General features: G+C 66.6%; 11 protein-coding genes. All 11 read left to right on the top strand.

All coding sequences use genetic code 11. The annotated features are described in order from the left end of the window. The first annotated feature begins 2 nt into the window (after nucleotides 1-2). On the top strand, nucleotides 3-1418 hold the full coding sequence (locus AAC014_RS09035) for a UDP-N-acetylmuramoyl-L-alanyl-D-glutamate--2,6-diaminopimelate ligase (protein ID WP_339707197.1): 1416 nt from the start codon (nucleotides 3-5) through the stop codon (nucleotides 1416-1418). Further along, entirely contained in the window at nucleotides 1415-2782 is a 1368-nt protein-coding gene (gene murF, locus AAC014_RS09030) for a UDP-N-acetylmuramoyl-tripeptide--D-alanyl-D-alanine ligase (protein ID WP_339707194.1), read from the top strand. Before AAC014_RS09035 ends, murF begins: the two co-directional genes overlap by 4 nt. A 1-nt stretch (nucleotide 2783) precedes the next feature. Further along, nucleotides 2784-3854, top strand: a complete 1071-nt coding sequence (mraY, locus tag AAC014_RS09025) for a phospho-N-acetylmuramoyl-pentapeptide-transferase (RefSeq protein WP_339707191.1) — start codon at nucleotides 2784-2786, stop codon at nucleotides 3852-3854. Continuing rightward, on the top strand, nucleotides 3851-5188 hold the full coding sequence (murD, locus tag AAC014_RS09020) for a UDP-N-acetylmuramoyl-L-alanine--D-glutamate ligase (protein ID WP_339707187.1): 1338 nt from the start codon (nucleotides 3851-3853) through the stop codon (nucleotides 5186-5188). The genes mraY and murD overlap by 4 nt, the downstream gene beginning before the upstream one ends. Beyond that, nucleotides 5185-6348, top strand: a complete 1164-nt coding sequence (locus AAC014_RS09015; RefSeq protein WP_339707184.1) for a putative peptidoglycan glycosyltransferase FtsW — start codon at nucleotides 5185-5187, stop codon at nucleotides 6346-6348. The genes murD and AAC014_RS09015 overlap by 4 nt, the downstream gene beginning before the upstream one ends. Beyond that, nucleotides 6345-7478 (top strand): undecaprenyldiphospho-muramoylpentapeptide beta-N-acetylglucosaminyltransferase, encoded by a 1134-nt coding sequence (gene murG / locus AAC014_RS09010; RefSeq protein ID WP_339707181.1) that lies wholly within the window; start codon nucleotides 6345-6347, stop codon nucleotides 7476-7478. Before AAC014_RS09015 ends, murG begins: the two co-directional genes overlap by 4 nt. Next, nucleotides 7475-8887: a UDP-N-acetylmuramate--L-alanine ligase gene (gene murC / locus AAC014_RS09005; RefSeq protein ID WP_339707178.1), complete on the top strand. Its 1413-nt coding sequence runs from the start codon at nucleotides 7475-7477 to the stop codon at nucleotides 8885-8887. The genes murG and murC overlap by 4 nt, the downstream gene beginning before the upstream one ends. A gap of 20 nt (nucleotides 8888-8907) precedes the next feature. Then, entirely contained in the window at nucleotides 8908-9792 is an 885-nt protein-coding gene (gene murB / locus AAC014_RS09000; protein ID WP_339707867.1) for a UDP-N-acetylmuramate dehydrogenase, read from the top strand. Beyond that, nucleotides 9789-10697, top strand: a complete 909-nt coding sequence (locus tag AAC014_RS08995; protein WP_339707175.1) for a D-alanine--D-alanine ligase — start codon at nucleotides 9789-9791, stop codon at nucleotides 10695-10697. The genes murB and AAC014_RS08995 overlap by 4 nt, the downstream gene beginning before the upstream one ends. A 113-nt stretch (nucleotides 10698-10810) precedes the next feature. Continuing rightward, nucleotides 10811-11575: an FtsQ-type POTRA domain-containing protein gene (locus AAC014_RS08990; RefSeq protein ID WP_339707172.1), complete on the top strand. Its 765-nt coding sequence runs from the start codon at nucleotides 10811-10813 to the stop codon at nucleotides 11573-11575. After that, complete coding sequence (ftsA, locus tag AAC014_RS08985) at nucleotides 11572-12843, top strand: cell division protein FtsA (protein ID WP_339707169.1); 1272 nt, start codon at nucleotides 11572-11574, stop codon at nucleotides 12841-12843. The genes AAC014_RS08990 and ftsA overlap by 4 nt, the downstream gene beginning before the upstream one ends. The last annotated feature ends 35 nt before the right edge of the window (nucleotides 12844-12878 follow it).

The raw sequence follows: 12878 nt of genomic DNA, 5'->3' as shown, positions 1-12878 counted from the left end.
GAATGCGCCTCAAGGACCTCGTGGAAAACGGTAGCGATGCGACGATTACCGGCTTTGCGATCGATCACCGAAAGGTCGCGCCGGGAACGATCTTCGGCGCCTTCCGCGGAACGCGCTTCAACGGTGAGGATTTCATTGCAGACGCGGTGAGGGCCGGTGCGGTGGCGGTCGTGGCGAGTCCGGAAGCGAAGGTCGAAGGCGCGCTTCACGTTGCCGACAACGAGCCGCGCCGTCGCTTCGCGGCGCTGGCGGCGAAATTCTTCGCGCCGTTCCCGGCGACGACGGTTGCGGTGACGGGCACCAACGGCAAGACCTCGACGGCAGAATTGACGCGGCAATTGTGGCGCATGGCGGGACATGTCTCGGCCTCGATCGGGACGCTCGGTGTGACGACCGCCGACGAGCAGATCTCGACCGGCCTCACGACGCCGGACGTGGTGACGTTCCTGTCGAACATGGCGGGGCTGGCGCGCGAGGGCGTGACGCACGCGAGCTTCGAGGCGTCGAGCCACGGCCTCGCGCAATATCGCACCGAGGGGCTGCCGGTGCGGGCCGGAGCGTTCACCAATCTCAGCCGCGATCATCTCGACTACCACGAGACGATGGAAGCCTATCTCGAAGCCAAGCTGCGGCTGTTCACCGAGGTGACGGACGGCGACGGCACGGCGGTGATCTGGGCCGACGACGGAGTTTCCGACCAGGTGATCGCGACGGCGAAGGCGCGCGGGCTGAACGTGCTTACGGTCGGCACGAAGGGCGAGGCGCTGCGGCTCGTCTCGCGCACGCCGAACCAGCTTGGCCAGACGCTGATGATCGCGGCGGGTGCCGTCGAGAAGAAAGTCGAGCTGCCGCTGATCGGGGCGTATCAGGCCGCGAATGCACTCGTCGCGGCGGGGCTGGTGATCGCGACCGGCGGCGATGTTGCGACGACACTCGGGCATCTTTCGCGGCTGGTCCCTGTCCGGGGGCGGCTGGAGCGCGCGGCGCTGACGCGCGCGGGCGCGCCGATCTATGTCGACTACGCGCACACGCCGGACGCGATCCGCGCGGCGATCGAGGCGCTGCGGCCGCACGCGAAGGATCGGCTGCATATCGTGCTGGGTGCGGGCGGCGACCGCGACAAGGGCAAGCGGCCGGAGATGGGCAAGGTCGCGACACAGCTTGCCGACGTTGTTTATGTGACCGACGACAATCCGCGCTCCGAAGACCCGGCGACGATCCGTGCCGAGATCATGGCGGCAGCGCCGGGCGCGACCGAGATCGGGGACAGGCGCAGTGCCATCGGGGCAGCCATTGCGGCAGCGGGCGCGGACGACATCGTACTGATCGCGGGCAAGGGGCACGAGCAGGGTCAGATCGTGGGCGATCGCATTCTGCCCTTCGATGATGTCGCGGTCGCGCGCGAGTGCGCGGCATGAGCCTTTGGACGGCGGCCGAAATCGCGGGCGCCACCGGCGGAACCCCGAGCGGCGACTTCGTTGCCGAGGGGGTGACGTTCGATTCGCGTGAAATCATCGGCGGCGAACTGTTCATCGCGATGAGGGGCGAGGCGACCGACGGGCATCGTTTCATCGAAGGCGCGCATGAAAAGGGTGCGGCGGGTTTCCTCGTAAGCGAGGATTGCGCGTATCCGCATGTGCGCGTCGCGGACAGTTTCGAGGGGCTGCAGGCGCTCGGGCGCGCGGGGCGTGAACGGGTGGGCGCGTGCGTGGTGGGTGTTACCGGCAGCGTCGGCAAGACGAGCGTGAAGGAGGCCCTCCGCCAGGCGTTTCAGGAAATCGAGCCCGAACACACGCACTGGTCGGTGAAGAGCTACAACAACCACACCGGCGTGCCGCTGAGCCTTTCGCGGATGCCGAGGGACACGCGGCTCGCGGTGTTCGAAATGGGCATGAACCACACGGGCGAACTCGCAGTTCTCACGCGGCTGGTGCGGCCGCACGTCGCCGTGGTGACGTGGGTGACGTCCGCGCACCTCGCGTTCTTCGATGGCGAAGAGGCGATCGCGGACGCGAAGGGCGAGATCTTCGAAGGGCTGGAGCATGGCGGCGTCGCGGTGCTGCCTTTCGACAGCCCGCACTGCGCCCGCCTGCGCGCGAAGGCCGAGCGGCACGCGGCGCGCATCATCAGCTTCGGCAGCGGTGCGGGCGCCGACGTGCGCGCAGTCCAATCGGCGAGCGACGCGGGCGGATCGACTGTGATCGCGGATGTCGAGGGGAGCCGCGTCGCGTACCGCATCCCGCTGCCCGGCGCGCACTGGATCGCGAACAGCCTTGCCGTGCTCGCCGCGGCGCACGCGGCGGGCGTCGATCTCGCCGCCGCAGCGCTCGGGCTATCCCAAATGCAGGGCCTCGAAGGGCGCGGCGCGCAATACCGGATCGCCGCGAAAGACGGCGAGGCGCTGCTGATCGATGAGAGCTACAATGCCAACCCGGCCTCGATGGCGGCCTCGCTCGCGGTGCTCGGCACCGCCAAGGCGACGCGCCGCATCGCCGTGCTGGGACCGATGCGCGAACTCGGCGACGCGAGCGAGCGCCTGCACGCCGATCTCGCGCCGCATGTGAGCGCGGCGAAAGTCGACGTGGCGGTGCTGGTCGGCGACGAAACGATCCCGCTGGAGGGTGCCCTCCCTCGCGGAATCGCGGTGGTTCGCGTAAGCGACGCCGCCGGTGCCCGCGCGGCGCTTTCGGACATCATCGCCGCCGGCGACGCCATCCTGCTCAAGGCATCGAACAGTGTCGGGCTCGGGCGGGTCGCCAGCGCGCTGCGGGGGAACAACTGACATGCTTTATATTCTCGCCGAAGCGCTCGACTTTCCCGGCATCCTCAATCTGTTCCGCTACATCACGTTCCGTTCGGGCGCGGCGGTGATCACCGCGCTTGCCATCGGGCTCATCATCGGGCCGCGCATGATCGACTGGCTGCGCGTAAAACAGGGCAAGGGCCAGCCGATCCGCGAGGATGGACCTGCGAGCCACCTGCTCACCAAGCGCGGCACGCCGACGATGGGCGGGTTGATGATTCTGATTTCCCTTTCCATCTCGACGCTGCTTTGGATGAACCTGGAAAACCCATACGTCTGGGCGTGTCTGTTCGTGACTCTGGGTTTCGGCGCGATCGGCTTTTCAGACGATTATTCGAAGGTTTCCAAAGGCAGCCACAAGGGCGTTTCCGGGCGCACGCGGCTGCTCCTGGAATTCATCATCGCGGGCATCGCCTGCTGGGCGATCACCGACGTGACCGACACGCGGCTGTTCTTCCCGTTCACGAATTTCGGCCTCGATCTCGGGCCGTTCTATATCCTCTTTGCGGCGTTCATCGTCACAGGGTTCGGCAACGCGGTGAACCTGACCGATGGCCTCGACGGGCTGGCGACAATGCCGGTGATCATCGCCGCGCTGACCTTCGCGCTCATTGCCTATCTCGTCGGCAACATCCGCTTTTCGGATTATCTCGGCATCCTGTTCGTGAACGGCGCGGGCGATCTCACCGTGTTTCTCGGCGCGCTGATCGGCGCCTGCCTCGCCTTCCTCTGGTACAACGCGCCGCCCGCAGCGGTCTTCATGGGCGACACAGGCAGCCTCGCGCTCGGCGGGGCCTTGGGGTCGGTCGCGGTCGTCACGAACCACGAAATCGTGCTGATCCTCGTCGGCGGTCTTTTCGTGCTGGAAACCGTCTCGGTGATCGTGCAGGTGGCGAGCTTCAAGCTCACCGGCAAACGCGTCTTCAAGATGGCTCCCATCCACCACCATTTCGAACAGCTCGGCTGGCCCGAATCGACCGTGGTCATCCGATTCTGGATCGTTTCCATCGTACTGGCGCTCGCCGGCCTTGCGACGCTGAAGCTCAGATGATCACCGCGCGCGCCTTCGCCACCCGGCACTACGCCGTCTTCGGCCTCGCCCGCACCGGGCTCAGCGTCGTCGCGGCTTTGCGGGCGGCAGGCGCGACGGTGACAGTGTGGGACGACGACGCGAAGAAACGGGCGGCGATCGAGGACGTGCAGGTCCATGTCGCCGACCTGAATACGGCGGACCTCTCCGCGTTCGACGGGATCGTCGTGTCGCCGGGCGTACCGCTCAACACACATCCGCTCGCCGCGCGCGCGGCTGCGGCAGGTGTGCCGGTGCTCGGCGACATCGAGCTGTTCGCACAGGCGCGCGCCGAACTCCCGCCGCACAAGGTCGTCGGCATCACCGGCACCAACGGCAAATCGACGACGACCGCGCTCATCCACCATATTCTCGCGCACGCGGGTGTTCCCGCGAGCATGGGCGGCAACATCGGACTGCCGATCCTGTCGCAGGACGCCTTGCCGGAGGGCGGGGTTTACGTGCTGGAGCTTTCATCGTTCCAGATCGACCTGACGCAGAGCCTCGCGTGCGACGTGGCGATCCTGACCAACATCACGCCCGATCACCTCGATCGTTATGACGGCATGGCGGGTTATGCCGCGTCGAAGGAGCGCCTGTTCGACATGCAGGCGGAAGGTGCCACCGCCATTTTCGTGTCGGACGACGACCTTACGGACGCCATCGCGAAGGCGCGGAGCGGCGTTCCGGTCTCGTTCGACGACGTTGTTTCAGAGGGCGTGTCGCTGGTGAATGGTGCCGTCTATGTCGACGGCGAACTTCTCGGCTATCAGGCGGATTGGCCCTCGCTCGCCGGACCGCACAATGCGCAGAACGCGGTCGCGGCCATCGCGGCGACGCGGGTTCTTGGTCTCGAGCCCGCAGCGATCAAGGCGGGTCTTGAAACCTATCCGGGCCTTGCGCACCGCATGGAGCGGGTCGCGGAAATCGGCGGCGTGCTTTACGTCAACGACAGCAAGGCGACGAACCCGACCTCGACCGCGCCTGCGCTTGCCGCTTACCCTGCGATCCACTGGATCGTGGGCGGCAAGCGCAAGACCGACGAACTCGATGCGTGCCTGCCGTATCTCGGTCACGTGCGCGCCGCTTACGTGATCGGCGACGCCGAAATGGTCTACGCGCATCTGCTCGGCGCCTATGTACCGGTGATCCGGGCGGGCACGGTGGAGCGCGCGACGCAACTCGCGGCGGGTGCCGCGAAGCCGGGCGAAGTCGTGCTGCTGTCGCCGGCCTGCGCGTCCTACGACCAGTTTCGGGATTTCGAACAGCGTGGCGACGTCTTCAAGGGCGCGGTGCAGGAGCTTGGCAAGGCATGAGCACGCCCCTCGGACGCGCGGACAAGACGCTTCTCGGCCGCTGGTTCTGGACCATCGACCGGCCGCTGCTCGCACTCGTGCTGGTGCTGATCGGCATCGGGCTCATCGCTGTCGCGGCGGCGTCTCCTGCGGCGGCGCATCGCTATTCGGGCGGCAGCGTGAAGCTCGACGACATGTATTATTTCAAGCGGCAGCTGTTTTGGATTCTGCTCGGCGTGCCGGTAATGCTCGGCGTTTCGATGCTGACGGTTCCGTGGGCGAAGCGGCTGTCGCTGATCGGCACGCTGGTGTTCATCGTCGGACTTGCCGCAGTGCCGTTTTTCGGCGTCGAAGCGAACGGCGCGGTGCGCTGGTTGAGCCTCGGCGGCTTTCAGCTGCAACCGTCGGAATTTCTGAAGCCGCTGTTCGCGGTGACGAGCGCCTGGGTGCTGGCCTCGCGCTTCGATGACGGCGATGTTCCCGCGTTCAGCGTGTCGTGCGGGCTGCTCGTGCTTGTCGTGGCGATGCTCGTGATGCAGCCCGATATCGGCCAGTCGGCATTGTTCGTCGGGGTCTGGCTTGTGCAGGCGGTGCTTGCAGGCATGAGCTTCGCGATCCTTGGGATCGTGCTTGCGGCGGGCGTCGCGGCGCTTGTCGTGGCGTATCTGTTCGTGCCGCACGTGACGAGCCGTATCGACCGCTTCCTCACCGGCGACGGCGACACCTACCAGATCGACAAGGCGCTCGACGGATTTCGCGCGGGCGGGCTGTTCGGCGCGGGGCCGGGCGAGGGACAGAACAAGTTCTCGCTGCCCGAACCGCACACCGATTACATCTTCTCCGTGATCGGCGAGGAATTCGGCGCGATCGCGTGCACCGCCATCGCCATCCTGTTCCTCGCGATGATCGTGCGCGTGCTGCTGCAGCTCCTCGAAGAAGAAGACCCATTTGTGTTCCTCGGCGCGGCGGGGCTCATCACGCAGATCGGCGGGCAGGCGATGATCAACATCGGCGTGAACCTGAACCTCTTGCCTTCGAAGGGCATGACGCTGCCGTTCATCAGCCACGGCGGATCGTCGTTCCTCGCGCTTTCGATGGGCATGGGTCTGTTGCTGGCGCTGACGCGGCGCAACCGCTTCCTCAAATCCTCGCCCTATGTGCCGCGGGGGCGCACGGCATGAGCGCGCGGCACTTCTACGTCGCGGCAGGCGGCACCGGCGGGCACATGATGCCCGCGCACGCGCTTGCCGAGGAACTGATCGCGCGCGGCCACACCGTGTCGCTGATCACCGACGAACGCGGCGCGCGGCTGCAAGGCATCCTCACCAAAGGGCCGCGCCATGTGATCGAGGCGTCGACGCTGGGCAAGAATCCGCTGAAGTGGCCGGGCGCGTGGCTGAAGATCCGCGCCGGGCGCAAAGCGGTTTCGCGACTGATCGCGGAAGATTCGCCCGCCGTGGTGATCGGCTTCGGCGGCTATCCCGTGCTCCCCGCGATGCTTGCCGCGCAAAAGGCGGGCGTGCCGACGATCATCCACGAGCAGAACGCCGTGCTCGGCCGCGTGAACCGCCTCGTCGCAGGCAAGGCGGACGTGATCGCGACCTCGTTTCCCGACACCGCGCGCGTGAAGCCGGAGATTTCCGACAAGGTCGCGCTCGTCGGCAATCCCGTGCGCGATGCAATCGCGGACATCGGCAAGGCACCGTATCCCCCGCTGGAGACGGACGGCATCTTCCACGTGCTGGTGACGGGCGGCAGCCTTGGCGCGAGCATTTTCGGCGAGGTGGTGCCGCCGGGGCTCGGGCAGCTCGATGCGAGTCTTCGCCACCGTCTGCAGGTGATGCAGCAGTGCCGCGCGGAGGATATTGAGCAGGTGCGGAGCGAATACCGGCGGCTCGAAATTCCGGCCGATCTTTCCACCTTCATCGACGACATGCCGGCTGCGATGGCATGGGCGCATCTCGTGATCGCGCGCGCTGGCGCCTCCACGGTGAGCGAACTTTGCGCGGCGGGACGTCCGGCGATCCTCGTGCCGCTGCCGATCGCGACCGATGATCACCAGGCCGCGAACACGCGCGAAGTCGTTTCGGCGGGCGGTGCGCGCATGATGCGGCAGAAGGGTTTCAAGCCTGCGGAACTCGCGCGGCAGATCGAAGCGATGGCGCTGCAGCCGGGCGCGCTCGCCAATGCCGCACGGCGCGCCCTGTCCGTCGGGCGGCCGAACGCATCGCGGGCGCTCGCCGACCTTGCCCTGCGGCTGGCCGGTGTGCCATTGGCCCTCGAAACCCCAGAGATCGGAGCCAGCGCATGACGGGCATCGCCCGCGACATCGGAACGATTCACTTCGTCGGCATCGGCGGCATAGGCATGTCCGGTATCGCCGAGCTGATGCACAACCTCGGCTACAAGGTGCAGGGCAGCGACATTGCCGAAGGCTATGTGATCGAAGGGCTGCGCAAGAAGGGCATCGACGTCCACATCGGGCATAAGGCGGAGAACCTTGGCGATTCGGCGGTGGTGGTAACATCGACCGCGATCCGGCGCGGCAATCCCGAGGTCGATCTGGCGCTTGAAAAACGCATCCCGGTGGTGCGGCGCGCGGAGATGCTTGCCGAATTGATGCGGCTGAAATCGACCGTGGCGGTGGCGGGGACGCACGGCAAGACGACGACGACCTCGATGGTCGCGGCGCTGCTCGACGCGGGCGGGCTCGACCCGACGGTGGTGAACGGCGGCATCATCAACAGTTACGGATCGAACGCGCGGCTCGGCACCAGCGACTGGATGGTCGTGGAGGCCGACGAGAGCGACGGCAGCTTCCTGCGTCTGCCGCCGACGTTCGCGATCGTCACCAACATCGATCCCGAACACCTTGATCACTACGGCAGCTTCGACCAGATCAAGCAGGCATTCGTGGATTTCGTGGAGCATGTGCCGTTCTACGGCGCGGCGATCCTGTGCATCGATCACCCGGAGGTGCAGGCGATCCTGCCGCGCGTGCGGGATCGGCGCGTCGTCTCCTACGGTTTTTCCGCGCAGGCCGACGTGCGCGGCGAGAACGTGACGCCGGTGCCGGGGGGCAACCGCTTCGACGTGCTGATCACCGACCGCGACGGCAACCAGCGCCGCATCGACGGGCTCGAACTGCCGATGCCGGGGCGGCACAATGTACAAAACGCGCTTTCCGCCGTTGCGGTGGCGCTCGAACTGCAGATTTCGGGCGAGGATATCCGCAGCGGCTTTGCAAAGTTCGGCGGCGTGAAGCGGCGCTTCACCAAGGTCGGTGAGGTGGACGGCGCGTCGATCATCGACGACTACGGACACCATCCGGTCGAGATCAAGGCGGTGCTCGCGGCCGCGCGCGAAGGCGTGAAGGGGCGGGTGATCGCGGTGGTGCAGCCGCACCGGTTTACGCGCCTGCGCGACCTGATGGCGGAGTTCCAGACCGCGTTCAACGACGCCGACACCGTGTACGTCGCGCCGGTCTACGCGGCGGGCGAGGCGCCGATCGATGGCGTGGACGCGGCGCATTTGCTTGCCGGCCTCAAACGGTCCGGCCACCGCGACGCCTACACTGTGGAAGGTGCCGAGGATCTGGCGCAGAAACTCGCCGCCACGATCCGCGAGGGCGACATGGTCGTGTGTCTCGGCGCGGGCGACATCACCAAGTGGGCGGCTGGGCTTGCGGATGCGATCCGCCGCGAACGGGGAGCGGCGTGACGGCGGCCGCGGCCGAACGCATGATCCCTGCCGCCGCGGGGCGGCTGACTCCGGACGCGCCGCTGGCGCCGCTCGTATGGTTCAAGTCGGGCGGCAAGGCCGAGTGGCTGTTCGAGCCGAAGGATGCGGCCGATCTTTCGGCATTTCTCGCGGCGCTTGAGCCGGATGTGCCGGTGATGGCGCTCGGGCTCGGTTCCAACCTCATCGTGCGCGACGGCGGCGTGCCGGGCGTGGTCGTGCGTCTCGGCAAGGCGTTCGCGGCGGTGGAACAGCTCGACGAGGTAACGCTGCGCTGCGGCGGCGGGGCATCGGGCATCCTCGTGTCCTCGACGGCGCGCGATGCGGGGATCGGGGGGCTGGAGTTCCTCCGTTCGATTCCCGGCACCGTCGGTGGATTCGTGCGCATGAACGGCGGCGCCTATGGGCGGGAGACGGCGGACATTCTCGTCGACTGCGAGGTGGTGCTGCGTTCGGGCGAGCGCAAAGTCCTGAGCCGTGACGATCTCGGCTACACGTATCGCCACAGCGCGCTTCCTGAAGGCGCGGTGGTGATTGCCGCCACGTTTCGCGGCACCCCGAGCGACCCCGCCGCGATCAGTGCAGAGATGGACCGGATCGCGGAGGCGCGCGAGGCTTCGCAGCCGCTGCGGACCAAGACCGGCGGCTCGACGTTCAAGAATCCGCCGGGCGACAAGGCGTGGCGGCTGGTCGATGCGGCGGGATGCCGGGGGCTGATGCGCGGCGGCGCGCAGGTTAGCGAAAAACACTGCAATTTCCTGATCAACACGGGCAGCGCCACCAGCGACGATATCGAAGCGCTCGGCGAGGACGTGCGCCGCCGCGTGAAAGAGACGCAGGGCGTTGAACTCGAATGGGAAATCCAGCGCGTGGGAGTGGCGAAATGAAGGTTGCGGTGCTGATGGGCGGCTGGTCAAACGAGCGCGAAGTGTCCCTCACCAGCGGCAAGGGAATCGCCGACGCGCTGAAGCGTTTGGGCCATGATGTTTACGCTGTTGACATGGGGCGCGACGTTGCCGCAAAGCTGAGTGAAATCAAGCCTGACGTCGTGTTCAATGCCCTGCATGGAACACCCGGGGAAGACGGCACGGTTCAAGGAATGCTCGACGTGTTGGGGGTGAAATATACGCATTCGGGTCTGGCGACGTCGGTCATCGCGATCGACAAGGAACTGACGAAGCGCATCCTCGTGCCTGCCGGGATCCGTATGCCCGAAGGTGTCATCGTCGACTCCGCCAGCGTGCACGAGCGCGATCCGCTGCCCCGCCCCTATGTGCTGAAGCCGGTGAATGAAGGTTCCTCCGTGGGCGTCGCCATCGTCACCGACGAGAGCAACTATGGCACGCCCATCGCTTCCGATGCGCCGGGTCCGTGGGCACAGTTTGAAAAGCTGCTCGCCGAGCCCTTCATTCCGGGCCGTGAACTCACCGTCGCCGTGATGGGCGATGAACCGCTCGCCGTGACCGAACTGATCCCGACACGCGGCTTCTACGACTACGACGCCAAATATACCGATGGGCTCACCGTACATCAGTGCCCGGCTGAGATTTCCGAGGAGGTCGCCGCCGAAGCGATGGCGATGGCGCTGAAGGCGCACCGCGTGCTCGGCTGCAAGGGCGTCAGTCGTTCCGATTTCCGCTACGATGAAAGCCGTGGCCTTGCCGGGCTCTACCTGCTCGAAGTGAACACCCAGCCCGGCATGACGCCGCTTAGCCTTGTGCCCGAGCAGGCCAAGTATCGCGGCATCGATTACGACACGCTCGTCGCGCGCATCCTGGAAGACGCGGCGTGAGCGAACGGATCACGCTCAAACGGGGGAAGCGCCCGCCGCCGCAAAGGGCGAGACCGCCAGCGCCGCGCGCGCGGACGGCGGGTCCGAAATCAAGTCGGCTGATGGCGCCGGCGGTGTCTCTGGGCGCTGCCGGCATCGCGCTGTTTGCGGCCTGGCTCTACCAGCTTCCTGACAAGCTCTGGATGGCGGCGGCCATGGGCGTCGCCGACGCGGGTTTCGAGGTGAAGAACGTGGAGGTGAGCGGCCTCAAGACGATGAGCCGCTTGCCGGTCTACACGGCGGCGCTCGACGGCGCTTCGGATTCGATGCTGCTCGTCGATCTCGACGACGTGCGCGACCGGCTGCTCATGCTGCCGTGGGTGAAGGATGCGAGTGTCGGCCGCCGCCTTCCCGACACGCTTGCGATCGACATCACCGAGCGGAGGCCCTACGCGATCTGGCAATATCGCGGCGAGCATCGGCTGGTGGATACCGAAGGCGCGGTGCTGCCTTCCCAGAACATCGCGCGCTATGCGAAGCTGCCGATCGTGGTCGGCAAGGGCGCGAACACCGAGGCGGCGAACCTGATCGCGCTGCTCCATGATTACCCGGCGGCGGCGAAACACGTTGCGGGCGCGGTGTGGATCGGCGAGCGCCGCTGGGACCTGAAGCTGAAATCGGGCGAGACGCTGGCGCTGCCCGATGATTACGCCGAAGCGCGCGCCGCGCTTGGAAATTTCGTGCGGATCGACCGGGATTCGGGGCTTGTCGACAAGGGCTTCAGCCGTTTCGATATGCGCCTTGCCGACCGGCTGACCGTGCGCATCTCGCAAAACGACAAGAAACCCACGGTCGCACAGCCAACCACCCAACCAGCAGTAGGCGGAACAGAAATATGAGAGTGGGGCGGGGCAACGGCAGCCGGGGCGAGCGGACAATCGCGGCGCTCGATATCGGCTCGTCGAAGGTCGCGGCGCTCATTGCCGTCAGCGACGGTGAGGGCCCGCCGCGCGTGATCGGTACCGGCCAGCGCGCCTGCACGGGGTTGCGTCAGGGCCTCGTTGCCGATCTGGAGCGCACCGAAAGCGCGATCCGTGCCGCGATGGAGCAGGCTGAGCGCAATGCGGGCGTGACGGTCGAGAACGTCGTCGTCAGCGTTTCGGCGGGCGGGCTCGACAGCGAGATCGTGTCGGTCGAGGTCGATATCGGCGGCCAGCGCATCGAGCGCGGTGACATCGATCACGTGCTTTCCGAAGGCCGCGCGCAGCTCGACGCGGGCGGGCGCACGATCCTGCACGCGCAGCCCGCGCTTTACACGCTTGATGAAACGACACGCGTGATGAACCCGCTCGGCCTTCATGCCAATCGGCTGGGCGTCGATATCCACATCATCACGGCGGATACACCGCCGGTGAGGAACCTCGATCAGTGCGTGCGTACGGCGGACCTTGGGGTGCAGACGATCGTCGCTTCGCCGATCGCTGCGGGGCTCGCGTGCCTCGCGCCTGAAGAGCGAGAACTCGGTGTCGCGCTCGTCGAGATCGGTGCGGGCGTGACCAATGTGGCGGTGCATGTGCGCGGCATGCTCGTCGGCCTTTCGGTGATTCCGATGGGTTCCGAAGACATTACCGCCGACATCGCCTCCACCTTCTCCACCCGGCGCATTCATGCCGAGCGCCTGAAGACGCTCTACGGTTCTGCGACGACGAGTCCGCGCGACAACCACGACATGATCGAGATCCTGCCGATTTCCGAAGATGACGACGTGGAGCCGACGCGCGTGCCGCGCGCGCAGATCGTCGCGGTGATTCGCGACCGGCTCGACATGCTGTTCTCCGACGTGGGGGAACGCCTCAACGAAATGGGCTTCAAGGGACCGCGCGGACGCCAGATGGTGCTGACGGGCGGCGGCGCAGAGCTCAAGTGCATCGCGGACTTTGCGCAGGGGCTGCTTGGGCGGCACTGCCGGGTCGGCCGTCCGCGCGGGCTCGTGGGGCTTCCCGAGGCGCAGGTCGGCAGCGCGTTTTCGACGCTCGCGGGCCTCGCGCTCTACGGCGCGGAGGATCGCGAAGACCTATGGGCGGGCAGTGTCCGCGACGGTGGGCAGATGCGGATGTCGCGCTCGCCGTGGGGCCGGATGATCGAAGTGCTGAGGTCCAACCTGTGACGACATACCAGATGTTGATTTTTTTTCGTCTTGGG

The sequence above is a fragment of the uncultured Sphingosinicella sp. genome, from assembly GCF_963974575.1.
Lineage (GTDB): Bacteria > Pseudomonadota > Alphaproteobacteria > Sphingomonadales > Sphingomonadaceae > Sphingosinicella.
Note: the sequence above shows the minus strand (reverse complement) of the source record. Positions and strands in the feature narration are given on the sequence as shown.

Coding starts and splice junctions, on each gene's coding strand:
- mraY (WP_339707191.1), top strand. CDS start 2,784: ATGCTTTATATTCTCGCCGAAGCGCTCGACTTTCCCGGCATCCTCAAT.
- murC (WP_339707178.1), top strand. CDS start 7,475: ATGACGGGCATCGCCCGCGACATCGGAACGATTCACTTCGTCGGCATC.
- murD (WP_339707187.1), top strand. CDS start 3,851: ATGATCACCGCGCGCGCCTTCGCCACCCGGCACTACGCCGTCTTCGGC.
- murG (WP_339707181.1), top strand. CDS start 6,345: ATGAGCGCGCGGCACTTCTACGTCGCGGCAGGCGGCACCGGCGGGCAC.
- AAC014_RS09015 (WP_339707184.1), top strand. CDS start 5,185: ATGAGCACGCCCCTCGGACGCGCGGACAAGACGCTTCTCGGCCGCTGG.
- ftsA (WP_339707169.1), top strand. CDS start 11,572: ATGAGAGTGGGGCGGGGCAACGGCAGCCGGGGCGAGCGGACAATCGCG.
- murF (WP_339707194.1), top strand. CDS start 1,415: ATGAGCCTTTGGACGGCGGCCGAAATCGCGGGCGCCACCGGCGGAACC.
- murB (WP_339707867.1), top strand. CDS start 8,908: ATGATCCCTGCCGCCGCGGGGCGGCTGACTCCGGACGCGCCGCTGGCG.
- AAC014_RS08995 (WP_339707175.1), top strand. CDS start 9,789: ATGAAGGTTGCGGTGCTGATGGGCGGCTGGTCAAACGAGCGCGAAGTG.
- AAC014_RS09035 (WP_339707197.1), top strand. CDS start 3: ATGCGCCTCAAGGACCTCGTGGAAAACGGTAGCGATGCGACGATTACC.